Source organism: Enterobacter cloacae complex sp. 370H10, assembly GCF_050031535.1.
Lineage (GTDB): Bacteria > Pseudomonadota > Gammaproteobacteria > Enterobacterales > Enterobacteriaceae > Enterobacter > Enterobacter intestinihominis.
Genome location: NZ_JBLGWG010000001.1, coordinates 1,284,136 through 1,310,484, shown reverse-complemented (window position 1 = coordinate 1,310,484; position 26,349 = coordinate 1,284,136). Strand labels below are relative to the sequence as shown.

The 26,349-nt window shown below is 61.5% G+C and carries 22 protein-coding genes; 9 read left to right on the top strand and 13 right to left on the bottom strand.

The window, feature by feature from the left end; genetic code table 11:
* Window positions 1–73: 73 nt before the first annotated feature.
* Window positions 74–2,179 (bottom strand): pyruvate/proton symporter CstA, encoded by a 2,106-nt coding sequence (gene cstA / locus ACQG2Q_RS06330; protein WP_022647390.1) that lies wholly within the window; start codon window positions 2,177–2,179, stop codon window positions 74–76.
* A gap of 268 nt (window positions 2,180–2,447) precedes the next feature.
* On the opposite strand from cstA, the gene ACQG2Q_RS06325 reads away from it, so the two are divergent.
* The 3 genes from ACQG2Q_RS06325 to ACQG2Q_RS06315 are packed head-to-tail and all read left to right on the top strand — an operon-like array spanning window position 2,448 to window position 4,730.
* A complete protein-coding gene (locus ACQG2Q_RS06325) occupies window positions 2,448–3,143 on the top strand; it encodes a nucleoside recognition domain-containing protein (protein WP_022647389.1) in 696 nt (231 codons plus the stop codon).
* Window positions 3,140–3,604, top strand: a complete 465-nt coding sequence (locus ACQG2Q_RS06320) for a YjiG family protein (RefSeq protein ID WP_023305665.1) — start codon at window positions 3,140–3,142, stop codon at window positions 3,602–3,604. Before ACQG2Q_RS06325 ends, ACQG2Q_RS06320 begins: the two co-directional genes overlap by 4 nt.
* Before the next feature lie 13 nt (window positions 3,605–3,617).
* A complete protein-coding gene (locus tag ACQG2Q_RS06315; protein ID WP_063849565.1) occupies window positions 3,618–4,730 on the top strand; it encodes a M20 family metallopeptidase in 1,113 nt (370 codons plus the stop codon).
* A 90-nt stretch (window positions 4,731–4,820) separates the two neighbouring features.
* Here ACQG2Q_RS06315 and entH read toward each other — a convergent pair whose 3' ends face one another.
* From entH to entC, 5 genes are read right to left on the bottom strand one after another with little or no spacing between them, the layout of a single operon-like run.
* Window positions 4,821–5,234, bottom strand: coding sequence for a proofreading thioesterase EntH (entH, locus tag ACQG2Q_RS06310; protein ID WP_063849563.1), 414 nt, complete (start codon window positions 5,232–5,234; stop codon window positions 4,821–4,823).
* A complete protein-coding gene (gene entA / locus ACQG2Q_RS06305; RefSeq protein ID WP_063849561.1) occupies window positions 5,234–5,986 on the bottom strand; it encodes a 2,3-dihydro-2,3-dihydroxybenzoate dehydrogenase EntA in 753 nt (250 codons plus the stop codon). The genes entH and entA overlap by 1 nt, the downstream gene beginning before the upstream one ends.
* Window positions 5,986–6,840, bottom strand: a complete 855-nt coding sequence (locus ACQG2Q_RS06300; protein WP_022647383.1) for an isochorismatase — start codon at window positions 6,838–6,840, stop codon at window positions 5,986–5,988. The genes entA and ACQG2Q_RS06300 overlap by 1 nt, the downstream gene beginning before the upstream one ends.
* Window positions 6,841–6,850: 10 nt before the next feature.
* The gene (gene entE, locus ACQG2Q_RS06295; RefSeq protein WP_023305662.1) at window positions 6,851–8,461 is read right to left on the bottom strand and encodes a (2,3-dihydroxybenzoyl)adenylate synthase EntE; all 1,611 of its coding nucleotides are present in this window, start codon (window positions 8,459–8,461) and stop codon (window positions 6,851–6,853) included.
* Window positions 8,462–8,470: 9 nt separating this feature from the next.
* The gene (gene entC / locus ACQG2Q_RS06290) at window positions 8,471–9,646 is read right to left on the bottom strand and encodes an isochorismate synthase EntC (RefSeq protein ID WP_022647381.1); all 1,176 of its coding nucleotides are present in this window, start codon (window positions 9,644–9,646) and stop codon (window positions 8,471–8,473) included.
* 188 nt (window positions 9,647–9,834) lie between these two features.
* Here entC and fepB point away from each other — a divergent pair, with 188 nt between their 5' ends.
* Window positions 9,835–10,794 carry a Fe2+-enterobactin ABC transporter substrate-binding protein gene (gene fepB / locus ACQG2Q_RS06285; protein ID WP_426759090.1) on the top strand — a complete coding sequence of 320 codons (960 nt, stop codon included), beginning with the start codon at window positions 9,835–9,837 and terminating at the stop codon, window positions 10,792–10,794.
* A gap of 77 nt (window positions 10,795–10,871) precedes the next feature.
* Here fepB and entS read toward each other — a convergent pair whose 3' ends face one another.
* Window positions 10,872–12,098: an enterobactin transporter EntS gene (entS, locus tag ACQG2Q_RS06280; RefSeq protein ID WP_063849557.1), complete on the bottom strand. Its 1,227-nt coding sequence runs from the start codon at window positions 12,096–12,098 to the stop codon at window positions 10,872–10,874.
* Window positions 12,099–12,206: 108 nt separating this feature from the next.
* On the opposite strand from entS, the gene fepD reads away from it, so the two are divergent.
* From fepD to fepC, 3 genes are read left to right on the top strand one after another with little or no spacing between them, the layout of a single operon-like run.
* Entirely contained in the window at window positions 12,207–13,211 is a 1,005-nt protein-coding gene (gene fepD / locus ACQG2Q_RS06275) for a Fe(3+)-siderophore ABC transporter permease (RefSeq protein WP_032624697.1), read from the top strand.
* Window positions 13,211–14,200 (top strand): iron-enterobactin ABC transporter permease, encoded by a 990-nt coding sequence (gene fepG / locus ACQG2Q_RS06270; protein ID WP_072200994.1) that lies wholly within the window; start codon window positions 13,211–13,213, stop codon window positions 14,198–14,200. The genes fepD and fepG overlap by 1 nt, the downstream gene beginning before the upstream one ends.
* Entirely contained in the window at window positions 14,197–14,997 is an 801-nt protein-coding gene (gene fepC, locus ACQG2Q_RS06265; protein ID WP_038415628.1) for an iron-enterobactin ABC transporter ATP-binding protein, read from the top strand. Before fepG ends, fepC begins: the two co-directional genes overlap by 4 nt.
* 56 nt (window positions 14,998–15,053) lie before the next feature.
* Here the strand turns inward: fepC and entF are convergent, their stop codons facing one another.
* From entF to fes, 3 genes are read right to left on the bottom strand one after another with little or no spacing between them, the layout of a single operon-like run.
* Window positions 15,054–18,911, bottom strand: coding sequence for an enterobactin non-ribosomal peptide synthetase EntF (gene entF, locus ACQG2Q_RS06260; RefSeq protein WP_063849555.1), 3,858 nt, complete (start codon window positions 18,909–18,911; stop codon window positions 15,054–15,056).
* Window positions 18,908–19,120 carry an MbtH family protein gene (locus ACQG2Q_RS06255; RefSeq protein WP_032624700.1) on the bottom strand — a complete coding sequence of 71 codons (213 nt, stop codon included), beginning with the start codon at window positions 19,118–19,120 and terminating at the stop codon, window positions 18,908–18,910. The genes entF and ACQG2Q_RS06255 overlap by 4 nt, the downstream gene beginning before the upstream one ends.
* Before the next feature lie 10 nt (window positions 19,121–19,130).
* Entirely contained in the window at window positions 19,131–20,330 is a 1,200-nt protein-coding gene (gene fes / locus ACQG2Q_RS06250; RefSeq protein WP_038415624.1) for an enterochelin esterase, read from the bottom strand.
* 146 nt (window positions 20,331–20,476) lie between these two features.
* Here fes and ACQG2Q_RS06245 point away from each other — a divergent pair, with 146 nt between their 5' ends.
* Together ACQG2Q_RS06245 and entD are read left to right on the top strand one after the other, a co-directional pair.
* Window positions 20,477–22,717 (top strand): TonB-dependent siderophore receptor, encoded by a 2,241-nt coding sequence (locus ACQG2Q_RS06245; protein WP_023299551.1) that lies wholly within the window; start codon window positions 20,477–20,479, stop codon window positions 22,715–22,717.
* A gap of 519 nt (window positions 22,718–23,236) precedes the next feature.
* Window positions 23,237–23,926 carry an enterobactin synthase subunit EntD gene (entD, locus tag ACQG2Q_RS06240; protein WP_063849554.1) on the top strand — a complete coding sequence of 230 codons (690 nt, stop codon included), beginning with the start codon at window positions 23,237–23,239 and terminating at the stop codon, window positions 23,924–23,926.
* On the opposite strand, the gene ACQG2Q_RS06235 is transcribed toward entD, so the two are convergent.
* The 3 genes from ACQG2Q_RS06235 to sitB are packed head-to-tail and all read right to left on the bottom strand — an operon-like array spanning window position 23,862 to window position 26,349.
* Complete coding sequence (locus ACQG2Q_RS06235) at window positions 23,862–24,701, bottom strand: metal ABC transporter permease (protein ID WP_063849552.1); 840 nt, start codon at window positions 24,699–24,701, stop codon at window positions 23,862–23,864. The two genes, entD and ACQG2Q_RS06235, sit on opposite strands and share 65 nt — an antisense overlap.
* Window positions 24,698–25,546 (bottom strand): iron/manganese ABC transporter permease subunit SitC, encoded by an 849-nt coding sequence (gene sitC / locus ACQG2Q_RS06230; RefSeq protein WP_022647369.1) that lies wholly within the window; start codon window positions 25,544–25,546, stop codon window positions 24,698–24,700. The genes ACQG2Q_RS06235 and sitC overlap by 4 nt, the downstream gene beginning before the upstream one ends.
* The gene (gene sitB, locus ACQG2Q_RS06225; protein ID WP_063849550.1) at window positions 25,543–26,349 is read right to left on the bottom strand and encodes an iron/manganese ABC transporter ATP-binding protein SitB; all 807 of its coding nucleotides are present in this window, start codon (window positions 26,347–26,349) and stop codon (window positions 25,543–25,545) included. Before sitB ends, sitC begins: the two co-directional genes overlap by 4 nt.

Below are 26,349 nucleotides of genomic sequence, written 5' to 3'. Positions count from 1 at the left end.
GCCCTCTCCCGGAGGGAGAGGGAGGATAAGAAATGTAGGCCGGGTAAGGCGAAGCCGCCACCCGGCACACGGGTTAATGCGCCCCTTTCGCCTGGGTGACAATCTCGTCCAGGTTCTCAGGCATTGGCTCATACGGCGTCTCTTTCGCCGTTGGCGTGTCGACTTTCAACGCCGCCAGCGCGGTTTTCAGAGAATACAACGCCAGCACCACAACCACCACCATAAAGAAGATGGTCAGCCCGGCGTCCAGACGGTTGTTAAACACCAGCTGGGACAGCTGAGATTCGGTGTACTGCGCCGGGATCTTGCCGCTGTCGATCATCGCCTGGAACTTGTTGGCAATGGCCAGGAAGCCCACCTTGTTGTCCGGGCTGAAGGCTTTCTGCCAGCCTGCTGTCAGGGTACAGATCAGCAGCCACGCCGTTGGCACCAGCGCCACCCATGCGTAACGCTGGCGCTTCATCTTGAACAGGACTACGGCACAAAGCATCAGCGCCATGCCCGCCAGCATCTGGTTGGCGATACCGAACAGCGGCCACAGGGTGTTAATCCCGCCCAGCGGATCGACCACGCCCTGATGCAGGAAGTAGCCCCACGCCAGCACGCACAGTGCCGTCGCCAGCAGGTTAGCCGGGAGTGAATCGGTACGTTTCAGATTCGGGGAGATCACCCCCAGCAGATCCTGCAACATAAAGCGCGCCGCGCGCGTACCGGCATCCACCGCCGTCAGGATAAACAGCGCCTCGAACAGAATGGCGAAGTGATACCAGAACGAGACATCCATCAGCCCGCCCAGCGCACCGTGCAGGATGTAGGCCATACCCACCGCCAGCGTCGGCGCCCCGCCCGCACGGGAGATAATCGACTGCTCGCCGACCTCGTTAGCGATATGCGTCAACGTATCAGGGGTAATCGCAAAGCCCCAGCCGCTCACCACCTGCGCGGCAGAGGCGACCACGTCAACAGTGCCGGCCGGGGCCAGTACCGCCATCGGGCTGTTCATCGCGAAGTACACGCCCGGGTCGATAATACAGGCCGAGACCAGCGCCATAATCGCCACGAAGGATTCCATCAGCATGCCGCCATAGCCAATCAGGCAGGCCTGATTTTCATTCGCCAGCATCTTCGGCGTGGTCCCGGAGGCGATAAGCGCATGGAAGCCAGACACTGCCCCACAGGCGATGGTGATAAACAGGAACGGGAACAGGTTACCGGTCCAGACCGGGCCGGTGCCGTCAATGAATTTGGTCAGGGCAGGCATGGTCAGGGTCGGGCGCATAATCAGAATGCCGATCGCCAGCCCGACGATGGTACCAATTTTCAGGAACGTAGAGAGGTAGTCACGCGGGGCCAGCAGGAGCCATACCGGCAGCACCGCCGCCACGAAGCCGTAGCCCACCAGCATCCAGGTCAGTTGCACGCCGGTGAAGTCGAAGAACGGTGCCCAGGTCGGGCTTTCCGCCACCCAGCCGCCGGAGATAATAGCAAACACCAGGAACACCAGGCCAATGACTGAAACTTCACCAATGCGTCCCGGACGCAGATAGCGAATGTAGATCCCCATGAACAGCGCCAGCGGAATGGTGAAGGCGACGGTATAGGTTCCCCACGGGCTGTGGGTCAAGGCTTTCACCACGATCATCGCCAGTACCGCGAGTATGATGACCATGATCATAAAGGTCGCCACCAGCGCAATCACCCCGGCAGTTGCCCCCATCTCCTCTTTCACCAGCTCACCCAGCGAACGACCGTCGCGACGGGTGGAGACGAACAGCACCATGAAGTCCTGCACCGCGCCCGCCAGCACCACCCCCGCGAGGATCCAGATCATCCCCGGCAGATAGCCCATCTGCGCCGCCAGTACCGGCCCCACCAGCGGGCCTGCCCCGGCAATCGCCGCGAAATGGTGACCGAACAGCACTTTTTTATCGGTCGGCACGTAGTCCAGACCATCGTTATGACGCACGGCCGGCGTCATGCGCGTGCCGTCTACGCCCAGTACCGTCTTCGCGATATAACGGCCATAAAAACGGTATGCGATCAGATAAATGCAGACGGAGGCGACCACGATCCAGAGCGCATTGATCTGCTCCCCCCGGTTGAGGGCGATGTAGCCCAGGGCAAAGGCTCCCACAACGGAGAGCCCTGCCCATATAAGGTATTTCCCTGAGTTGTTCATAATGGTTATCCGTTGTTGTGAAACAGTGAGATGTTACATTTTGTTTCTAGAACAACGGATAAAATTTAACAACTTTGAAACGCAATAATGCGTGGTCAAACCAGACATTTACACCACATTGTTAAGCCGATCACTTTCGTAGCGTCACCGTTCACACTTTTACCTTTTTCGGCCAGACACCGCCTTACGGAATGATTTGTATCATTTTTTTTGGCCATAACCTCGCCAGAATGATCCTGCGCAATCGCGTGCATACAAGGAAAAGGATATGAACAGTTCAGTACCTCAGGATAGTCAGGTCGGGCCGGGCGCGTACTTCGCGCTGGCGTTTGCAGCCGTTTTCTTCTCGGGTCTGTTAGGCGGACAAGAGTGGTACGGCGTCTTTGATTTCACCACCCTCAACGGCGCATTTGGCAAAGTGGTCAGCAAAGCCAGTCTGGATGACGGTACGTTAACCACAGCCAGCAGCGCCTTTCGCGGCACCGGCGGCAGCGGCGCGATGGACGGGTTTCTCTTCGCGCTCGGTTTAATTCCCGCGGTGATGTTCGCGCTGGGGATGATCAACGTGCTGGAGCACTATGGCGCCCTGCGTGCCGCGCGCAAACTCTTAACTCCTCTGCTGCGCCCGCTATTGGGGATCCCTGGCACCACCGGGCTGGCGCTGATTGGCAGCCTGCAAAGTACCGACGTGGGCGCGTCGCTTACCCGTAATCTCTCTGATGAAGGGCAAATCAGCGAAAAAGAGAAAGACGTTTTCGCCATGTTCCAGTTCTCCGCCGGGGCGATGATCACCAACTTTTTCTCTTCCGGGGCGATCCTCTTCACGCTGCTCGCCGTTGACGGCACGGCGGCGGTGCCCACCTCCATCGGGGCCTGTATCGCGGTGATGTTTATCATGAAAATTGTCGGCGCCAATCTGCTGCGCCTGATCCTGACGTTTACCCATAAAGGAGACGCCGCATGAGTGCCCCACAGTCCAATCCCGTCATTACCGATGTGTTTATCGAAGGCGCGCGCAAAGGCTGGAGCATTGCCACCAGCAGCACGCTGCCCAACGTGGTGATGGCCTTTATCATCATCAAGGCGCTGGAAATTACCGGCGCGCTGAAAGGGCTGGGCACGATCTTCTCCCCGCTGATGGGCCTGTTTGGCCTGCCGGGCGAAGCGGCCGCCGTGCTGATTGGCGGCTGGATGTCGATGGGCGGCGGGATCGGCGTTGCCATCGGCCTGTTTGATAAAGGCATCCTCACCGGCGAGCACCTGGCGATCCTGGCGCCCGCCATCTACCTGATGGGCTCGCAGGTGCAGTACCTGGGCCGCATTCTGGGGGTGATTGGCACCCGCGCCAAACGTATTCCGCTGATGATCGCCCTCTCGGTGGTCAACGCTTTCTTAGCCATGCTGCTGATGCGCATTATTCTCTGAACAGGACGTGAACATGAATCTTGACCATTATATCGAAGAGCTGAAAACCCTGGTGAACGTAGACTGCGGCACCCAGACGATTGACGGCGTCGCCGCTGTTGCAGGCATCATGCAGCAACTGTGGCAGCGCGAAGGCTGGCATACGGAGCAGGTGAACCTGGGCGACAAGGTGGGCCCCGGCGTCTTCGTCAGTAACAAGCCGCAGGCGGAACGGTTCGACGTGCTGCTGGTCGGGCATCTGGATACCGTATTTCCCGCCGGCACCGTGGCCGCGCGTCCGCTGAGCGAGGATGAAACCCGCCTGTACGGCCCCGGTGTCTCGGATATGAAGAGCGGACTTCTGAATATTTTGTGGGCAATGCGCGCGCTTGACGCCGCAGACAACGATCGTCTCGCGATTGCCGTTGCGATGAACCCGGACGAAGAGACCGGATCTGTCCATTCCCATGAGTGGATTGGCGAGCTGGCTAAGCGTTCCCGCTGCGTGCTGGTGTGCGAAGCCGCCCGCGCCGACGGTTCGCTGGTGAAAGCGCGTAAAGGGATGGCGGGCTATCACCTCACCTTTAGCGGCGTGGCGGCACACGCGGGCAATGACCCGGAAAAAGGCCGCTCGGCGATCACCGCGCTGGCAAAGAGCGTTATCGCCATCAATGCGCTGACGGACTGGGATCGCGGCACTACACTTAACGTCGGCTTAATTCAGGGCGGCAGCGCGGCGAACGTGGTCGCGGACAGCGCTGTGGCAGAACTGGACGTTCGCTTCTGGGAAAACGACGAGTATGACCGGGTGAACCAGGCGCTGGAGTTGTTATGTGAACAAGGCTTTTTAGACGGCGTGACCACCACGCTGACGCGGGTTAATCACAAACCGGCGATGGCCGCGAGCGACGCGACGCAGGCGCTGATGCAGCAGGTTGAAGCGGCGGGTAAAGCGGAAGGCATCGACATTACCTGGCAGGCAGTCGGCGGCGGCAGCGACGCCAACCACACCGCCGCGCTCGGCATCCCCACGCTTGACGGCTTCGGGCCGGTTGGCGCCGGGTTCCACAGCCCGGCGGAATGGCTGGATAAAGCGTCCATTGCGCCGCGAATTCGGCTGTTGAAGCGGGTGGTATCGATGTTGTAACAACCGCCCGGTGGCGCTTTGCTTACCGGGCCTACATGTTTCGTAGGCCGGGTAAGGCGAAGCCGCCACCCGGCACTCCCGCCGCACAATCTAACCCAGCACCATCGTACTCAACCGACACGTACAGCACCGCCGCCCCTGCTCGTCGAACACCACAATCTCCCAACTCTGACTGGAGCGGCCCAGATGCAGCGGCTGACATACGCCGCGCACCTTACCGTGAGAGACCGCGCGGTGGTGCGTAGCGTTCAGTTCCGTGCCCACCACATTCTGCCCGTCGCGGGTCATCAGAAAACCGGCCATCGACCCCAGCGTTTCCGCCAGCGCCGCCGACGCACCGCCGTGCAGCAGGCCAAACGGCTGGTGGGTGCGCGTATCCACCGGCATCTCCGCTTCCAGCGTATCGTCCCCGAGGCGGGTATAGACGATGCCAAGGTGTTCCACCATCGTGTTCTGGCTAGTGGCATTCAGTTCGTCGAGGGATAAATGACGTTTCCAGATCATTACGCCCCCAGCGTGGAGCCGCCGTCCACCACGATATCCTGCAAGGTGATATGGCTGGCGGCATCGGATGCCAGGAACAGCACGGTCGCGGCAATCTCCTGCGGACGGGCAATTTTACCGAGCGGAATGCCGAGTTTGAACTGCTCGCCGAAGCCGCGAATGCGCCGCTGTTCCGCATCATCGCTGGTCCACAACGTGCGCTGCATGTCGGTATCCGTAGAACCCGGCGACACCAGGTTACAGCGTACGCCGCTGCCCGCCAGCTCCAGCCCGACGGTCAGCGCCAGGCTTTTCAGCGCCGCTTTCGACGCGCCGTAGGCGCTCATGCCGATGCGCGGCGTGTGCGCCGCGTCAGAGGCCACCGTCACAATCGCCCCACCCTGCTGACGACGGAACTGGCCCATCGTCTGCTGGAACAGGTTGAACGCGCCGCCGACGTTGACCGCAAAGGTCTGCTGCCAGTCCTCCTGCGAAAGCTGATCCGTCGCGCCCATACGCAGAATGCCCGCCGCGTTAACCAGCACGTCGAGCCGCTCAAGGCTGCTGAGCAAACGCCTGCTGACGTCACTCGCCTGCGCCGCATCCGCCACGTCCAGCGTTTCGGTGGCAAACGGATATTCGCCGTGAGGGAAAGCCAGATCGAACCCGGTCACCTGCGCCCCGGCCTCCACAAATGCCAGCGCGGTCGCATAGCCAATGCCCTTACCCGCGCCCGTCACCCAGACGGTTTTACCGGTAAAATCAAAAGCCATCACTTCACCTCGCGGGAGAGCAGCGCCCACCAGGCGTCGAGGGTCGGATTTTTTGCCAGCATCACGAAATCAATGTCGCCGTGCACTTTGCGCCAGCGGGCGGCGAGCGCCATCATCCGTACTGAATCCAGACCGTAGTCGATCAGGTTTTCGTCATCCATCGGCTCGTCGGACTCGTCCAGCAGCGGCAGGATCAGCTCACGCAGCGCGGCTTTCGTTGCCGGAACAGACGGCAGCAGCTCGTCGGTCATCACCACGCGGCCCGAACGTCCGGCCACGTATTTCAGCGACATCAGGTGCTCGTCGCGGGTGAAATCCGCCAGCGCGTCGGCGATAAAGAACGGTTTGATGTCGCGCATAAAGGCGTCGGTGGCGGTGGTCATGCAGCCGATGTGGGCGTACACGCCGGTGATCAAAAGCTGGTTGCGGCCGGTCTCTTTCAGCATCTGCTCCAGCGGGGAGCGGTGAAACGCGCTGTAGCGCCACTTCACCAGCACGGTGTCCGCTTCGTCCGGGGTCAGCTCAGCGACGATGCGCTGCTGCTCCGGTGAGCGAGTCAGACCCGGCCCCCACATATCGTTCAGCAGGGCGCGGTCTTCATCGCTCTGATCTTTCGGCTGCGCGGTGTAGTACACCGGAATATTGTGCTCTTTGCAGTACGCGCGCAGTTTAGCGATGTTCGCCACCACCTGCTGCATCATGTCGCTATTTTCGCCCCAGAAATTCAGGAAGTACTCCTGCATATCGTGGATCAGCAGCGCGGCGCGCTCCGGCTCAAACGCCCAGCTTACTTTACTGGTCGGCAGTTCGGCAGCGGTTGGCAGCGCATATGCGGTTAATTTTGGAATAGCCATTCTCTGTTCCTCAGCCCCGGGCGCGTTCAGCAAGCCACAGGCGCAACTGTTTCTTATCAACTTTGCCGACCGGCGTGAGCGGAAGCGCATCCACGCTCTCCACGCGGTCCGGCAGCTTAAATTCGGCAACGCCCTGCTCGCGCAGGAAGCGGCGCACCTCCACCGCGCGCAGCGGCTGTTTCACCACCAGGTACGCGCAGCTTTTTTCGCCCAGCAGGCTGTCCTCCATGCTCACCAGCGCGGCGTGGATCACCGCGTCGTGGCGCAGCAGCAGGTTTTCGATCTCTTCGGCGGCGATCTTCTCGCCACCGCGGTTGATCTGATCTTTCTCGCGCCCCTGCACGGTGATGTAACCCTGCTCGTCGATGGCGATCAGATCGCCCGAGCAGTAGAAGCCGTTGGCATCGAAGGCGCTGGCGTTGTGGTCCGGGCTGTTGAAATAGCCGCGGAAGGTGTAAGGGCCGCGCGTCATCAGACGCCCGACCTCCCCGCGCGGCAGCGGGTTGCCGTCCTCGTCCGCCACCCACACTTCATCGTCCGGACACATCGGGCGGCCCTGGGTATTGATGATGCGCTCCGGCGCATCGTCGAGGGCGGTATAGTTCACCAGCCCTTCCGCCATGCCAAACACCTGCTGAAGCTGGCAACCAATTTCCGCCGGAATGCGCGCCGCAAGCGTGGCGGAGAGGCGTGCGCCGCCCACCTGGAGCAGCCTGAGGGATTTCAGCTGGGCGTTCCCCGCGCCGTCGGCAATCGCCTGCAACCACAGGCTGACCGCAGGCGGCACCAGCGAGGTGACGTTTATCTGATGCTGCTCAATCAGCGGGAAGCAGAGCGTGGCGCTCGGATCGTTCGCCAGCACCACGCAGCCACCCGCCGTGAAAACGCCTAACGATCCTGGCGAGCTCATGGCGTAGTTATGCGCCGCGGGAAGGGCGTTCAGATAGCGGGTGTGCGCAGTGATACCGCAGATTTCGTTGCTGCGACGGATGCTGTAGTCGTAATCGTTATGCGTGCGCGGGATCAGCTTCGGCGTGCCGGTGCTGCCGCCGGAGAGCTGGAAGAACGCCACTTCGTCGGCGGGCGTCGGGTTCGGAATGAAATTGTCCGCCGGGCGCGCAATCGCCGCCTCCAGCGCATGTTCGCCCTTATCGCCACGCAGCAGCACAACGCGTACCGAGCGATGCGCATCCACAAAGGTGTTGAGAAAATCGTCGCCCGAGAACAGCGCGTGGTCGCGATCGGCAATCAGCACGGCGGGTTTGATCTGCTCCGCGTAGGCGTTGAGTTCACTGCGCTGATGGCTAAAGAGCGCGTTGACCGGCGCGACGCCGATTTGTAGTAGCGCGAAGAAGGTGATGTAGAACTCGGCCACGTTGCCAAGCTGCACCAGCGCGGTCTCCCCGCGATGCAGCCCCTGCGCCTGAAGGGAGGACGCCAGATTCGTCACCGCCTGATTAAACGCGCGGTAGGTGATGCGGCGATCGCCGTCAATTATCGCGACCGTATCGCTGTCCGCATGGTCCGTCAGGATGTGGGTCAGCGGCAGATCCTGCCAGTAGCCTTTTTCACGGTAGCGGCGGGCAAACTCCTCAGGCCAGCGGGTAAAAGGGATGGTCATGAGTATTCCTTAGTGCAAACCAAACACGTTGAGCATGGTGGAGAGCTTCACGCCCGTCTCGCGCCACTCGCCGACCGGGGAGGAGGCAGGCACAATGCCCGCGCCGGCAAACAGGCGAACGGTATTTTGATGCAGCCGCGCGCAGCGGATAGTTACCACCCACTCGCCGTTACCTTCGCTGTCGCACCAGCCGACGATGCCGCCGAACAGCTCGCGGTCGAACGGCTCCAGCTCGGCAATCAGCTCTTTTGCCGCCTGATGCGGGAAGCCGCTCAGCGCGGGCGTCGGGTGCAGCAGGCAGGCCAGCGTCAGGGCGTTCTCGTTTTCACGTGCCTCACCTTCTACCGGCGTGGCCAGATGCCACAGCGTCGGGGTGGTGATGAGCTGCGGGGAAGCCGGCATGCTCAGATGATGGCTACGCGGTTCCAGAATGGTTTTCATCGCCTGCGTGACCAGATCGTGCTCGTGGCGGTCTTTTTCGGAGGCCAGCAGCTTAGTGCCCGCTTCGCGATCCAGCACATCGTCCGGCTGACGGCGCGCAGAGCCTGCCAGCGGCAGCGAGCTAAAGTGCGCGCCCTCTTTGCGCAGCAGCAGTTCCGGGCTGGCGCCCAGCAGCACGCCGCCGTCTTCCAGCGGTACGTGGAAGTTAAAGCTCGCCGGGTTCTGGGCGATAAGACGCTCCATCAGCGCGCTGCTATCGATCTGTTTGTCGGTAGCGATATCAATCAGGCGCGACAGCACCACCTTATTCACCTGCGGCGTAGCGGTGAGCGACGCGGCGCGAGCAACCATCTCCTCGAAAACCGGCTGCGACGGGATCTCGGTGCGCTGTTGCACGTTCAGCGTCTGCGCGCCGGAGGCATAACGTGCGGACTGCTGACGCGCCGGGCGGGAGAAGGTTTGCCAGCGTTGCGGAATAAACAGCGATGACGGTTTGCGGGTATCGAAGGGGATCGCCCCTACCATCACCGGATGGGCAATGCCGCTGTTTTTCGCATTCTGGAAAGCCTGAGCTAATTTCTGCTGAAAGGGACCCGCCGGATCGTCACCGCCGACGGCGGGTTCAGAAAAACGGGCGAAACAGCCGGACGTGGTAAAACTGCGGTAAGGCGACATAAAGAAAAAGCTGTCTGATTGCAGCGTAGTCGCGGTGTGCTGAACTTCCTCAGCCAGGGACGTGTCCATATCATCCTCCTTAAAATGATAAAAGAAGCAATAATGATTATCATTTATATTTTCGTCGGCTAACCTAATCCCACATCGCCCCGCTGTCAACCGTCGGGCAAATAACTTGTGCGACAAACGCTTGCATCCCTTCCCTACAGCCCTGAAAATGAGAAGCATTATCTTCAGTAAAATCAGGATGCCGCTCTGTGAAAATCGCTGCCGTTTGCCGCAATGCCCTTCTTTTAACAGGACTTTTTGTTTTAGGACTAACCTCAGCCCTCGCCGCCGACTGGCCGCGCCAGGTCACCGACAGCCGCGGCGTTCACACGCTTGAGAGCAAACCGACGCGCATTGTCTCCACCAGCGTGACCTTAACCGGCTCCCTGCTGGCCATTGACGCACCGGTCATTGCCAGCGGCGCGACCACGCCAAACAACCGCGTGGCGGATGCGCAGGGCTTCCTGCGTCAGTGGGGCGATATCGCCAAACAGCGTAAGGTTGCCCGGCTGTACATCGGCGAGCCGAGCGCCGAAGCCGTCGCGGCCCAGATGCCGCACCTGATTTTGATCAGCGCCACCGGCGGGGATTCCGCGCTGGCGCTCTACGATCAGCTTTCCGCCATCGCGCCGACGCTTATCATTAACTACGACGACAAAAGCTGGCAGGAACTGCTGACCCAACTGGGGACGATCACCGGGCAGGAGACACAGGCCGCAGAGCGCATCGCTGCCTTCGACAAACAGCTCGCCAAGGTGAAACAGCAGATGAAGCTGCCGCCACAGCCGGTGAACGCCATCGTCTACACCGCCGCGGCGCACACGGCGAACCTGTGGACGACAGACTCCGCGCAGGGCAAGCTTTTGCACCAGTTGGGCTTTACGCTGGCCGACGTGCCTGCCGGGTTGCACACCTCAAAAAGTCAGGGCAAACGCCACGACATTATCCAGTTAGGGGGTGAAAACCTGGCGACGGGGCTGAACGGCGAAGGGCTGTTCGTGTTTGCCGGCGATCAGAAAGACGTGGACGCAATTTACGCCAACCCGCTGCTGGCGCATCTGCCGTCGGTGAAGAACAAGCGCGTCTGGGCATTAGGAACCGAGACGTTCCGCCTGGATTATTACAGCGCGATGTTGGTGTTGCAGCGTTTGAATTCAATTTTTAAATAAGTGGCACGTTCCCCGTAGGCCCGGTAAGCGCAGCGCCACCGGGCGTTTTGTCGGGTGGCGGCTACGCCTTACCCGACCTACAGGGTTTGCCTTAACCGACGCAACTCCACCAGAACCGCCAGTAAAATCACGCCAACAACGGCTAACACAAACCCGCTGCTGCTCGCCGACGCCACCGGGGTCATTATCGCCCCCAGCCCGCCGAGGATCGCCGCGCCAATCGCATCGCCCGTGACGTTCTGCGCCGTCCACAGGCCGTTAATGCGCCCGAGCATCCCTTCCGGCGTCTGGGTCTGGATCAGGGTGTACTGTAAAAGAGAGCTGACCGCGCTCAGCCAGCCGAAAATCACCAGACACATCACCCCCAGCGCCCACACCGGCATCAGGCTAAAGAAACCAATGGCGATAAACGAGGCCAGCGTCGCCACCAGCATGATCAACCCCGGTCTCGCGCTCTGCGCCAGGTTGCCGCTGGTCAGCGCCCCGAAGGCCGCACCGAGCGGAATGGCGGCGTACAGCACGCCAATCTCTGAGGCGCTCATCTGCCACTCACCCGCCAGCGCCGGATACAGCACGCGCACGGCGCTCGCCATCGTCAGCAGGCCGCCGAGCAGCGCAATCCCGCCAATCAATGGGTTGCTGAACAGGAAACGAATCGCGGCCATCAGGGACTTCAGCGGATGCTCGCGCGGCTGCGGCGGGGGTGGCAGGAGCGGCAGACGCAGTAGCGTCAGGGTGGTAATAAACGTTCCCGCCGCGGCAAGGCCGTAGTTCCACGCCACGTTGCCGGTCGCCAGCAACAGACCGCCCACCATCGGCGAAATCACCGAGCCGAGACGTACGGTGAGCATGGTGATCGCCCCCGCCTGCATCAGGTTCTCGCGCCCGACCAGCGCGGGCGTGGCCGCCAGCAGCGCCGTCACGCCTAACGAAGCAAAAAAGCCGTCCCACAATCCCAGCACGTAAATGGCCACCAGCGACGGCTCCGGCAGCATGGCGTTCAGACACAGCCCGACAAAGCCCACCCCGCAGGTGCCGCGCGCCAGCAGGATCAGCTTTTTACGCTCGTAGCGGTCCGCCAGCACGCCGCCCACCATCAGGCCGATAAACATCGCCCCGCCGGTTAAGGTGACGGATAACCCTACCAGCCAGCTGGAGTGAGTCATGGTCTGGATTTGCACCGGTACGGCCACACCAAGCAGACCGAGGGACAAAATGGAGATAAAGCGAGCGATAAAAACGGCGCGATACGCCGGGTGTGTTTTGAGCAGGCTGAGGTTAAGCAGCCAGGATTTTTGATTCATGACAAAGCCTTGAGTCTATTTCTACCCATTCCATGGGCGCACATGCTAACATAGCCAAATAAGATAGATAACGATAATCACTATCATTATCAAATCATGGATGTTGCTATGTCGTTTTCCTCTTCTGCGGTGCGCGCCCTTGCCGTGCCCGTTTTATTGCTACTGCTAATCCTTGCGATTGCACTCAGCCTGCTGGTCGGCGCAAAACCGCTGCCCGCGTCCGTTATTGTCGATGCGCTATCCGGTACCTGTCAGAGCGCCGACTGCACCATCGTGCTCGACGCTCGCCTGCCCCGCACCCTTGCCGGATTGCTGGCTGGCGGTGCGCTCGGCCTTGCCGGTGCCCTGATGCAAACCCTCACCCGCAACCCGCTGGCGGACCCCGGCATTCTCGGCGTTAACTCCGGCGCAAGCTTTGCCATCGTGCTCGGCGCAGCGCTGTTTGGATTTACGTCCCCCTCTGAACAGCTGGTGATGGCTTTTTGCGGCGCGCTGGCGGCCTCGCTGGTGGTGGCGTTTACCGGCAGCCAGGGCGGCGGCCAGCTCAGCCCGGTACGCTTAACGCTGGCGGGCGTAGCGCTCGCGGCGGTACTGGAAGGCTTGTCCAACGGCATCGCCCTGCTCAACCCGGACGTGTATGACCAGCTGCGCTTCTGGCAGGCGGGTTCGCTGGATATTCGTACCCTTGAAACCTTAAAGGTGGTGGTGATCCCGACGATCGTCGCTGCCGCCGTGGCGCTCTGTTTAAGCCGGGCGCTGAACAGCCTGAGCCTCGGCAGCGATACCGCGACCGCCCTCGGCAACCGCGTGGCGCGCACGCAGCTGACGGGGCTACTCGCCATTACCGTGCTCTGCGGCAGCGCGACCGCCGTGGTCGGGCCGATTGCCTTTATCGGCCTGATGATGCCGCACATGGCGCGCTGGCTGGTGGGGGCGGATCACCGCTGGTCGCTGCCGGTCACGCTGCTTGCGACCCCTGCCCTGCTGCTCTTTGCTGACGTACTGGGCCGCCTGCTGGTGCCGGGAGAACTGCGCGTCTCGGTGGTCAGCGCCTTTATCGGCGCGCCGGTGCTGATCTTCCTGGTTCGACGCAGACGCGGGGGTGGCGCATGATGGCCCCGTCCCGTCGTTTACTTACCAGCGTCGCCCTGCTGGTCGTCGCCAGTCTGCTGCTGGCGGTCTGGAGCCTGCAAAGCGGTGCCGTAACGCTTGATTTCGCGCAGGTCTTTCACGCTCTCACCGGCAGCGCGCCGCGTAACATCACCATGGTGGTCACCGAATGGCGACTGCCGCGCGTGGCGATGGCGATCCTGGTGGGCGCGGCGCTTGGCGTCAGCGGCGCGATATTCCAGTCGCTGATGCGTAACCCCCTCGGGAGCCCGGACGTGATGGGCCTGAATACCGGCGCGTGGAGCGGCGTGCTGGTGGCGATGGTGCTGTTCGGGCAGCATCTTACGGCCATTACCTTTACGGCGATGGCGGGCGGCATTCTCACCTCCCTGCTTATCTGGGCCCTGGCCTGGCGCAACGGCATCGACACCTTCCGTCTGATCATCATCGGGATCGGCATCCGTGCGATGCTGATGGCGTTCAACACCTGGCTTCTGCTACAGGCATCGCTGGAAACCGCGCTCTCCGCCGGGCTGTGGTACGCCGGCTCCCTCAACGGTCTGACGTGGGGAAAAACCTGGCCCGCCGCGCCGCTGATTTTGCTGATGTTTATTGGCGCGTTGCTGCTGGTCAGGCGCATGCGGCTGCTGGAGATGGGCGACGACAGCGCCTGCGCGCTGGGCGTGAGCGTAGAGCGCTCGCGCCTGATGCTGATGCTGGTGGCGGTCTTGCTGACCGCAGCGTCTACCGCCATCGCCGGGCCGATCTCGTTTATTGCCCTCGTAGCCCCGCATATCGCGCGGCGTCTTAGCGGTACCGCGCGCTGGGGATTAACCCAGGCGGCGCTGTGCGGCGCATTGTTACTGCTGGCCGCCGATCTCTGCGCTCAGCAGCTGTTTATGCCTTATCAACTGCCGGTGGGCGTGGTGACCGTCAGCCTCGGCGGGATTTACCTCATCGTCTTGCTCGTTCAGGAGTCACGCAAGAAATGACAGATTCAACATTCCGCTTGCGCGGCGAAAACTTGACCCTCGGCTACGGCAAAAAAATCATTGCCCGGGATTTATCCGTGTCCATTCCGGACGGCCACTTCACCGCCATTATCGGCCCGAACGGTTGCGGCAAATCGACCCTGCTGCGCACGCTGAGCCGCCTGATGTCGCCGGTTGAGGGTAGCGTGTTCCTCGACGGGGAGCAGATCCAGCGCTTCGCCAGCAAAGAGGTGGCGCGCCGAATTGGTCTGCTGGCGCAAAACGCCACCACGCCGGGGGATATTACCGTGCAGGAGCTGGTCTCCCGCGGGCGCTACCCGCACCAGCCACTGTTTACCCGCTGGCGCAAAGAGGACGACGAGGCGGTGAAGCGCGCGATGCAGGCGACGGGCATCACCGATCTGGCCCAACAAAGCGTCGATACTCTCTCCGGCGGACAGCGCCAGCGCGCCTGGATTGCAATGGTACTGGCGCAGGAAACCTCGATTATGCTGCTGGACGAGCCGACAACCTGGCTCGATATCAGCCATCAGATTGATCTGCTGGAGCTGCTGAGCGAACTTAACCGCACGCAGGGGTACACCCTGGCGGCAGTGCTGCACGACTTAAATCAGGCGTGCCGCTACGCGACGCATCTGATTGCGCTGCGCGACGGCGAGATTGTGGCGCAGGGCGCGCCGAAGGAGATTGTGACGCCGGATCTGATCGCGCGGATCTACGGCATGCGCTGCATGATTATTGACGATCCGGTGGCGGGTACGCCGCTGGTGGTGCCGTTGGGCAAGCGTGCGGTCTGATGCCCTCACCCCGGCCCTCTCCCACAGGGAGAGGGTTAAGGTGAGGGGCATTTGCACTATCCTAAAATTTCCTTCAGTACCGGCCCAATCTTTTCAAACGCCTGCGGTGAAATAATATCCACGTGGGCGCAGTCCTGGCTGTACACCTCCAGCGCACTCACCCACGGCGCCCATGCGGCCTGCGGATCCATGGTTCGCGTGCGTTCGGCGACAAACAGCGTCGCTTTACCGTCGAACCGTGAACTATGCGCGGTGGTGAGCAGCCGCACCGCATCGGCGTAGTTGCCTTCAATAGCGTTAAACAGCTCGCTGGAACCTTGCCCCTGCTGGGCGGCGATAAACGCCTGACGCTCGCGCTCAATTTCCGCCAGCACCTCCGGATCGAGGCCATTGGCCTCTTTCTCCGCCCAGTTCTGGGTTTCCGGCGGCCAGGTATCCAGCAGGCCGAGGAACGCTACGTTTTCACCCTGCTCGCGCAGACGCGCCGCAATGCCCTGCGCCAGCGTGCCGCCGAGGGAATAGCCGAACAGATAATACGGCCCCTGCGGCTGCTGCTTACGCAACGTGTTCAGATGATGTTCGATCACCGCATCGAGATCCGCACACTGCTCCATCGGCCCCTCAGGCCGGGGAGACTGAATGCCGACGATTGACCAGCGCGGGCTGAGGTAGCGCGCCAGGACGCTAAACTGCCAGGCAAAGCCGGATGCCGGATGGAAGCAGAACAGCGTCGGGCCGTTGCTTTCACGCAGCGGGAGAACAGTTTCATACCCCAGACGCTGCGCCTGCTCGTCGCTCATCTGCGAGTCCAGCAGGCCGCTAAGCTTACTCACCGTCGAGGCGACCATAATCTGGCCCGGCGTGACCTTGCGGCTGAACGCACGGCTGAGCTGAGCCGCGAGGCGCATCGCCAGCAGCGAGTGGCCGCCGAGGGCAAAGAAATCGGCTTCGATATCGTTCACTGCGCAGCCCAGCAGGGCAGAAAACGCCTGCGCCACGGCGACTTCGGTTTGTGTCTCAGGCGCGCGACCAGAGGTTTTGCTGGTCAGCTCCGGCAGCGGCAACGCCTTGCGATCCAGCTTGCCGTTGGCGCTTAACGGCAGCGCGCTGATTTGCAGCAGCACCACCGGCACCATATGTGGCGGCAGCTGGGCTTTGAGTGATGCTAGCAGCGCGTCGCGATCCAGCGGTAAGCCGGATTCGGAGACAACGTACCCCACCAGCTGGCGGGCATCGCCACCCGTCGCCGCTGCCTGGTTGTACACGCAGGCGTGCGCCACGGCCTGGGCCACATCCGGCAGCGCAAGCATCGCCCGATCGATTTCGCCCAGCTCAATGCGCTGACCGCGAATTTTTAACTGGTCATCGCTGCGGCCCAGATATTCTACCGCGCCGTTGTCCAGCCAGCGGGCAACGTCCCCGGTGCGGTACATCCGCTCGCCGGGGGCAAACGGATCGGCGATAAAGCGGCTGGCGGTAAGGTCGGGGCGTCCCAGATACCCCTGCGCCAGCTGGATGCCGGTGAGATACAGATCCCCCGCCACGCCGAACGGCACCGGGCGCATCATCGCGTCCAGAATGCGCAGCCCCGTATTCCACACCGGGAAGCCGATCGGCACGCTGTTCCCTTCCACCGCCGCCAGCTCGGGGCCGTACGCCGGATACCAGCTGACGTCCACCGCCGCTTCGGTCGGGCCATAGAGGTTGTGCAGCGGCGCATGGGTGAGCTGTTCCCACTCGCGGCACAGCGCAGTCGGCAACGCCTCGCCGCTACAGAACACCTGCTTCAGCGTCCTGCAACAGTCGACGTTTTCCGGCGTCAGCGAGGCGACGAACGCCGCCAGCATCGACGGCACGAAGTGGGTGGTGGTTACGCCATATTGTGCGAAGAAGCTCTGCATCGCCTGCGGATCGCGGTGCGCGTCCGGCTCGGCCATCACCAGCTTCGCCCCGGCAATAAACGGCCACCAGAACTCCCACACCGACACGTCAAAGCTGCACGGCGTTTTCTGCGCCACCACGTCATGCGCCGCCAGTGAATAATGATCCTGCATCCACTTCAGGCGGTTAACGATGGCGGTATGGCCGACCATCACGCCTTTTGGTCGTCCCGTCGAACCGGAGGTAAAGATGATGTACGCGGTCTGCTCCGGCTTCGCCAGGCGCAGAGGTTCAGCATCGGTGGCCGGTAATAGTGTGTTGTAACTAAAGGTGGCGATCGGCAGATCGTTAAAGCGCGGAAGCTGCTCGTCGGTGGTAATGAGCAGCGACGGCTTCGCGTCCTCCAGCATCATCCGCAGACGGTCGTCCGGGTAACCGGTATCCAGCGGCAGCCAGGCGGCGCCAGCTTCAACAATCCCGTGCAGCGCCAGGGTCAGGAACACCGAGCGCGGGAGCGCCACCGCCACGCTGTCGCCCGGCTTCACGCCGCGCGCGCGCAGCAGATTTGCCAGCGCGACCACCTGCTCGCGCATCTGGCGGTAGTTCAGCTCAGTATGGGCATCCGCCAGCGCCGGGGCGTCCGGCGTTTTGCTCGCCTGCTCCGCGACAAGGTCCGCCAGCGTGGTGGACGGCAGCGCCAGCCCGGTATCGTTGATTCGCGCCAGCCGGGCGTATTCCTGCTCTGATACGGTTTCCACGTCGCCACAGCGCAGGTCCGGGTTGGCGGCAAACTGCGTCAGCATTGCGTTCAGCCGCGCCGCGTGCCCCTTCAGCGTCGCCTCGTCGTAACGCTGCCTGTTGGCGAGGATCTCAATGCTTAGTCCGCCCTGCTCGTCCGGGAATAGCGCCAGCTCCAGATCGTTCACCGGGCCGGTAGCCAGCGTGTGGGTAATGGCCTCCACGCCGTCGATATCCAGCTGATAATCGAACACCTTGACGTTCAGCACCGGACCAAACAAGGGTTCGTCCCCTGCTGCCTGCCCGCTGTCGCGCACGATCTGCTCGGCATCGTAGCGCTGATGGCGGCGCATCTTTTTCAGCTGGTTCGCCAGGCGCAGCGCCAGCGCTGGCAAGCTCTCGTGCGGGCGAATATTCACCGCCATCGGCAGGACGTTGAGCACCGGGCCGGTCGCGGTCAGCGCGGCGGAGCCCATGCGGCGCATAAAGATAAACCCGGCGGCGTAGTCCAGCCGTCCGGTCAGGCGGCCCAGCCACAGCGCCACCAGCGCAAGCGCCAGATCGGTTCGCTGCGTTTGCCCGGCCGCCTGTGCAAGCTGGCTAAACGCACGGCCGTCCATCGCCATTTTCAGGCGCAGGATGTCGGTGGTGGCGGCACGTCCCGGCAGGGGCGCCGAAGAGAGCGAGACCGGAGAAGGAAGCTGTTTGCGCTGTTCGGTCCAGAAAGCACCGTCGCGCTGATACGCCTCGCTGTCGCGATAGCGCTGATACTCCTCTACCACCTCGGCGAACGGAGTAAACGGGGAGGCGGGTGCAGGTTCACCTTTCTGCCACGCAGCGTAAATGGCGGCGATATGACGGGTAATGGCCGGGAAACTGAAGCCATCTACCACCAGATGATGATACCGCTGATACCAGTACCAGTGGTTATCTCCCACCTGAATCAGCTGTTGAAACGCCAGCGGCTGACCGCTGTCGACGCGCAGGTTCTGGTTGAGATCGGCCTCCATCAGCGCCACGGCGGCGTCGTGGGAGTTAACGCGCACAATGGACGGCTCCGGCAGGATCATGGCCTCATCGATCCACTGCCACACCTCGCCGTTATCCTCGGTGAAACGCATCCGCAGGGTGTCGGCCTGCATCATGCCTTCAGCGATGGCTTTTGCCAGCAACGGCGCGTCGATAGCGCCTTTCAGTTCGGTGTAGTGCGCCACGCTCCAGGCGTTTGGCAGGGAGGAAAGCTGCTCTGCCATCCAGATCCCCGGCTGGGCGGCGACAAGAGGGAGACGGTTCATGCGCGCTCCCCCGCAAAATAAGACGGCTCAAGCGTCTGCCACTGTTCCGCCAGCCACTGCTGGCACGCCTCCTGAGATTGCGGTTCGCACACCACGCGCCAGCCCGCGGGCAACTCGCACTCCTGCGGCCACAGGCTGTACTGCCCCTGGTCATTTTGCAAAATGGCGAACTGTCCCTGCGGATTATCGAAAGGATTGCTGAATTCCATACAGACTCCGTTATTGAATAAGCGGCTGCCAGAGGGTCATCAGCCCCTGTGTCAGCCCACCGCGCCAGCAAAGCGCATCGTGTCCGCCGTCAACCTGACGCCAGAAAACAGGTTGCTGAGTGTGTAGTTCGGCGAGGATCGCCTGGTTTGCGCGTAAGATAAGCGGCTCGTTGCGCCCGGCCTCAAGGACGATGCGCAGCCCGCGAGCGGTTTTTTCACCCGCTTTGAGTTGTTCAATGAGCAGCCCGTCCTGCTGCGCGCCGCGGTGCGGCCACCAGTAGGATCCGGACTGGCTGAGGATGCAGCCAAAACGCTGCGGCCAGTTGAGGCCCGCATAGAGGGAAGAGAGCCCGCCGAAGCTTTGGCCCGCCACCACGGTATGGTCGGCGCGGTCGCTGAACGGGGCCATGCTTTTCACCTGCGGGAGGAGTTCGTCCTGCACCGCCAGCCAGAAATCAGGGTTGCACGGCAGCTCGCGGCTGCGGTGTGCGGTGTCAATAACGTCGATTAAGACATAAACCGCAGGCGGCAGTTTGCCTTCATGGGTGAGCGACGCCAGCGCAGGCCAGACGGGCATGCTTTCGGCCCAGAACTGCCCGTCAAGCAGTACCGCCAGCGGGCGCTCGGGGCTTTCATCCCCGGTGGTAAAAATCCACACGCGGCGATGGTTCTTCAGACGCGCGCTGTGCCACTCAATGCAGACTGGCTTTTTATAGGGCGTATCGGGATGATTCCAGCCGGGCTGTACGGGCGCCTCCGGCATCTCCAGCGCCGAGACGGCGTGCCCGCGTCCACCGCGCCAGCTCTGCGCATTCAGCGGATCGGAAACCGCGTGCGGCAGCAGTTTGCGCCAGCCTTCGCGCAGCGCCATGCGGTCCGGCTGCTCGCCTTCAAACACTGCGCTGGCAAAATCATCTTCATTGTCGGAGGGGATAAAACAGTAGCTGCCGCGCCATTCGGGGCTGAACTCGCCCTGCCACTGCCAGACGTCGGTATCCGGGATACGTTCAAGGGACTGCGGACGGGCATTTTGATGGTGATCGGTCACGCCGGTGACGTAGAGCCAGACGCGTTTAATCGTCGACGTTTTCTGCGTTCCCGCCGGGTCCCGCCACCAGAATGTCACGCGATAGTTTTCCTGATGACGTTCCCGTTCCGGCCCGTTTTTCGCCTGCCACCACGCTTCACTTCCGGTTGTTAACGCCGTCACCCTTATAACCCCATGTTTAACAGTCTTTTTTGTTTCAGAGCAAATTTTATTGATAATATTATTGATAACTATTTGCATTTGCAATAGCGTAATGCCCGCGCTGTGGGAAGCGCGCTCATTAAATAACCATAAAAGCGGGACGTACAATGAATAAGAAGATTCACTCTCTGGCCTTGCTGGTCAATTTAGGGATTTATGGTGTCGCGCTGCCCGCCATGGCAGACGACAACACCGCCTCCGCGCAGCACGAAGACACCATGGTGATCACCGCCGCCGAGCAGAATTTGCAGGCGCCGGGCGTGTCAACCATCACCGCCGATGAGATCCGCAAAAACCCGCCCGCGCGCGACGTGGCGGAAATCATCCGCACCATGCCGGGCGTTAACCTGACCGGCAACTCCACCAGCGGCCAGCGCGGGAACAACCGTCAGATTGACATTCGCGGCATGGGCCCGGAAAACACCCTGATCCTGATTGACGGCAAGCCGGTCACCAGCCGCAACTCCATCCGTCTGGGCTGGCGCGGCGAGCGTGACACCCGCGGCGATACCGGCTGGGTACCGCCAGAGATGATCGAGCGCATCGAAGTGATCCGTGGCCCGGCCGCTGCACGCTACGGTAACGGCGCGGCGGGCGGCGTGGTGAACATCATCACCAAAAAATTCGACGACCAGTGGCACGGCTCCTGGAACACCTACCTGAACGCGCCAGAACATAAGGACGAAGGTTCGACTAAACGCACCAACTTCAGCCTGAGCGGCCCGCTGGGCGGCGACTTCAGCTTCCGCATGTTTGGTAACCTGGACAAAACCCAGGCCGATGCGTGGGACATCAACCAGGGTCACCAGTCTGAACGTACCGGTGCCTACGCCAACACCCTGCCCGCAGGCCGTGAAGGTGTGGAAAACAAAGACATCAACGGCGTGGTGCGCTGGGACTTCGCACCGATGCAGTCGCTGGAGTTTGAAGCGGGCTACAGCCGCCAGAACAACCTTTACGCGGGCGACACGCAGAACACCAACAACGACAACGCGCTGGTGAAGAAGAACTACGGTAAAGAGACAAACCGCATTTATCGTCAGAACTTCGCCGTGACCTGGAACGGCGGCTGGGATAACGGCATTACCACCAGCAACTGGGCGCAGTACGAGCACACCCGCAACTCCCGTCTGGGTGAAGGACTGGCGGGCGGTACTGAAGGTCTGTTCAACAGCAATAAATTCACCGACACCGATCTGTCCGACGTGATGCTGCACAGCGAAATCAACCTGCCGATTGATTTCATTGTGAACCAGAACCTGACGCTCGGCACCGAGTGGAACCAGCAGCGCATGAAGGACTCGACCTCCTTCACGCAAACCCAGCAGGGCGGCACCATCCCGGGCATGAGCGAAGACCGTAGCCCCTACACGTCAGCGGAGATCTTCTCCCTGTTCGCCGAAAACAACATGGAGCTGACCGACAGCACCATGCTGACCCCTGCCCTGCGCTTCGATCACCACACTATTGTCGGCAATAACTGGAGCCCGTCCCTGAACCTGTCGCAAGGTCTGGGGGATGACTTCACCCTGAAGATGGGCATCGCGCGCGCCTATAAAGCGCCAAGCCTGTATCAGACCAACCCGAACTACCTGCTGTACAGTAAAGGCCAGGGCTGCTACGCCAGCTCCGACGGCGTGGGCTGCTACATGATGGGTAACGACGATCTGAAAGCGGAAACCAGCATCAACAAAGAGATTGGCCTGGAGTGGAAACGCGACGGCTGGCTGGCGGGCGTGACCTGGTTCCGTAACGACTATCGCAACAAGATTGAAGCGGGCTACGCGCCGATTGGCCAGACGTCCACCGGCAAAGTCACCACCGATATCTACCAGTGGGAAAACGTACCGAAGGCGGTAGTGGAAGGTCTGGAAGGCTCCCTGAACGTGCCGGTCAGCGATACCATCAACTGGACCAACAACATCACCTACATGCTGCAAAGCAAGAACAAGGAGACCGGCGATCGTCTGTCGATCATCCCGGAGTATACGCTGAACTCTACCCTGAGCTGGCAGGTACGTCAGGATGTCTCATTGCAGTCGACCTTCACCTGGTACGGCAAGCAGCAGCCGAAGAAGTACAACTACAAAGGTCAGCCGGTGACCGGGTCTGAGAAAGACGAAGTCAGCCCGTACAGCATCGTTGGCCTGAGCGCGACCTGGGACGTGACGAAAAACGTCAGCCTGACCGGCGGCGTGGACAACGTCTTCGACAAGCGCCAGTGGCGCGCCGGTAACGCCCAGACCACGGGTAATACCACGACGGGTGCGTATATGTACGGTGCGGGTGCGTATACGTATAATGAGCCGGGTCGCACCTGGTACATGAGCGTGAATACGAGGTTCTGATACAGGCAGTGACTTCCCCCTCTCCCTGTGGGCTGAGGGATCCCCAGTAATTTTTTTATGCAGAAGCAATAAAGTTGCTTTCTAAATGACTGAGGGCTGTCAGCGATGCCCTGGTCCGGCTGTAAATCGCTGAGGCGTTTGCCTTCCGGCCGGGGCGAGGCGCAGGGATGCGCCGAGAGGGCGGCTTTACAGGGACGTTGCCTCCGCCCGTACCCGATAAGCCGGAAGGAATAAGCCGAGGGCACCGCGAAGCGGCGATTTACCGCCGGGAGCCCGGGTCGCCAGGGTGGTGGCGACTGAGCCACCCTGGCACGTTCACCGGTCATGTCGTTACAGAGTAGCAAGGAACATAAAGTGAACGGAATGACCACCACCGCCGTATATTCCCCTCACCCTAACCCTCTCCCCGGAGGGGCGAGGGGATTGCTCAGTGCTCGCATTAATTTGTGGGGAACCCTCAGCCCTTTGGGAGAGGGCCGGGGTGAGGGCATCAGGCCGCACAATACTGAAGGGAAAACCATGCACACAAACCACAGCACATTTTCTCTCGCCGGCCACACCCTTCACCGCATCACTTTCGACCCCACCACCTTCACCGACGCCGATCTCCTCTGGCTCCCCCATCACGCACAGCTGGCTGACGCCGGACGCAAGCGCAAATCCGACCACCTGGCAGGCCGCATCGCCGCGGCGCATGCGCTAAACGAGCGCGTAATCCCAGGCATCGGACCCAGCGGCGAACCGCTCTGGCCGCAAGGTATTTCCGGCAGCATCACCCACAGCGGCACGCAGGCGATGGCCGTCGTCACGCATCACCCGGCGCTTATCGGCATCGATTGTGAAACGATCCTTTCCGAAAACGAAGCCTGGGAAATCAAAGACGGCATCATTGATATGCAGGAAGAACCTGTGCTTTCCCGCTCGGGATACCCGTTCGCCCTCGCCCTGACGCTGGCGTTCAGCGCCAAAGAGAGCCTGTTCAAGGCCCTCTTTCCGCAGGTGCAGGCCTGGATGGGTTTTGACAGCGCCCGCATTACCCTGCTCGACGACAGGACGCTTACGCTGGCATTGACCCGTCAACTTGCAGGCTTTGAGGAAGGCACTGCCTTCACCCTTCACTGGCAGCAGCACGGCGAACAGGTCATCACCCTGCTGTCACACGCTCCTGCCGACGTGCCTTCACGCTGGTCAACACAAACGTCACGATAAACACCAACGCGAACAGGACCACAATGGTCGGCGCGGGCGCGCTGTCGAGATAAAACGAGGCATACACGCCGCTTACCGAAACCAGCGCTGAAACGGTGACCGCCACCAGCAGCGCCATGTGAAAGCGTCGGGTAATCAGCACCGCCACCGCGCCGGGGGCAATCAGCAGCGAAATCGACAGAATTATACCCACCGCTTTCAGCGTCGCCACGATGGTCAGCGAAACCATGCACAGTAAGCCGTAGTGCAGCCAGCGGGTGCGCAGGCCGCTCGCCTGCGCCTGCTGATAGTCAAAGCAGAACAGCAGAAAATCGCGCCACTTCAGGCCAATCACCAGCGCAATCAACCCCGCGACGAGACCGCTTTGCAAAATGTCCATCCCGTTAATGCCCAGCATATCGCCGAATAGAATGTGGTCGAGATGCACCTCAGGTTTGACGGCGATATAGAGGATCAGCCCGGCGCCGAACATGCCGGAAAAGACGATCCCCATAACCGTATCTTGCTTGATTCGGCTGTTATCCTTCAGGTATCCGGTGGCGACCGCGCAGAACAGACCGGCCACGAATGCGCCCAGCGCCAGCGGCAGGCCCATCATCCAGGCCAGCACGACGCCGGGAAACACCGCGTGGCTCATGGCGTCGCCCATCAGCGCCCAGCCTTTCAGCACCAGAAAAACCGACAGCAGCGCGCAGGGCACGGCCACCAGGAGTGAAATCAGCAGCGCGTTGTTCATAAACGCAAACTGGAACGGTTCGAGGAGCAGCGTCATCATGGATGTGCCTCCCGCGCCCGACGGCGGCTGGCAAGCAGCCCGTGCTTCGGCGCAAAGACGAACGCCAGCAGGAACAGCAGCGTCTGGGCGACCACGATAATGCCGCCGGTGGCGCCGTCCAGGTAATAGCTGGCCCACGCACCGAGGAAGCTGGTGATGCTGCCAATGGCGACGGCAATCATCAACAGGCGCGGGAAGCGATCGGTCAGCAGCCAGGCGGTCGCACCGGGCGTAACCACCAGACAGATCACCAGAAATGCGCCGACGGTTTGCAGCGCCGCCACGGTAGAGACCGCCAGTAGCGTAAAGAAGAGAATTTTCAGACGTTCCGGGCGCAGACCGATGGCGCGGGCGTGGTTCTCATCAAAAAAGGTCACCATCAGATCTTTCCATTTGAACAGCAGGATAACTATCGACACCACGCCGATAATCGCCAGCTGGACGATATCTTCCGGGGCGATGGCGAGAATATTGCCGAGGACGATGGTCTGAATGTTCACCGAGGTCGGGTTGAGTGAGACCATAAACAGCCCCAGCCCGAAAAAGGAGGAGAAGATCAGCCCGATGATGGCGTCCTCCTTCAGGCGGCTGCGCTGGTTGAGAAACAGCATGCTGCCCGCCGCCAGCCCGCCCGATAAAAACGCCCCCAGCGAGAACGGCAGTCCGAGCATGTAAGCGCCCGCTACGCCCGGCACGATGGAGTGCGACAGCGCATCGCCGATCAGCGACCAGCCTTTGAGCATCAGATAGCAGGAGAGAAACGCGCACAGCCCGCCCACCATCGCCGAGACCCACATCGCGTTGAGCATGTACTCGTAGCCGAAGGGTTCGAGAAGCGCGTTCATTTGGCCTCCTGTCGGTGCATGACGAAGGGGCGTTCGTCGTCGGTAATAATGCGATCTTCCGAGCCGCTGAGCACCACGTGGCGCAGCACGCCGCTGAAGGCGCGCTCAAGATTCTCGGCGGTAAAGGTGATATCCGTCGGGCCGCTCGCCAGCACGGTGCCTTTGACCATCACCGTGTAATCGCAGAATTCCGTGACCGAGCCCAGATTGTGGGTCGAAACCAGCATCGTTTTACCCTCGTCGCGCAGCTCCCGCAGCAGGCTGATGATCCTGGCTTCGGTTTTGACGTCCACGCCGGTAAACGGCTCGTCGAGCAGGATCACCTCGCCCTGCTGGGCAATCGCCCGCGCCAGAAACACGCGCTTCTTTTGGCCGCCGGAGAGCTCGCCAATCTGCCGATGGCGCAGCTCAAGCATATCCACGCGCTTCAGGGCGTCGGTTACAATCTGCCTGTCGCGCTCTTTAGGCCGACGCAGAAACCCCATATGCCCGTAGCGGCCCATCATCACCACGTCCTCGACCAGCACCGGAAATGACCAGTCGACCTCTTCCGACTGCGGCACGTAGGCGACCAGGTTCTGGCGCAGCGCCCGGTGAGGCGGAAGCCCGTGAATGGAGATAGTGCCGCTCGCCGCCCGCACAAAGCCCATCACCGCCTTAAACAGCGTGGACTTGCCGGAACCGTTCACCCCCACCAGGGCGGCAATCGATCCGCCCGGCACGCTGAACGACGCGTCGCGCAGCGCCGTGTGGCCGTTGCGGTAGGTCACGGTCACGTCGGTTACAACAATCCCCTTCTGCAT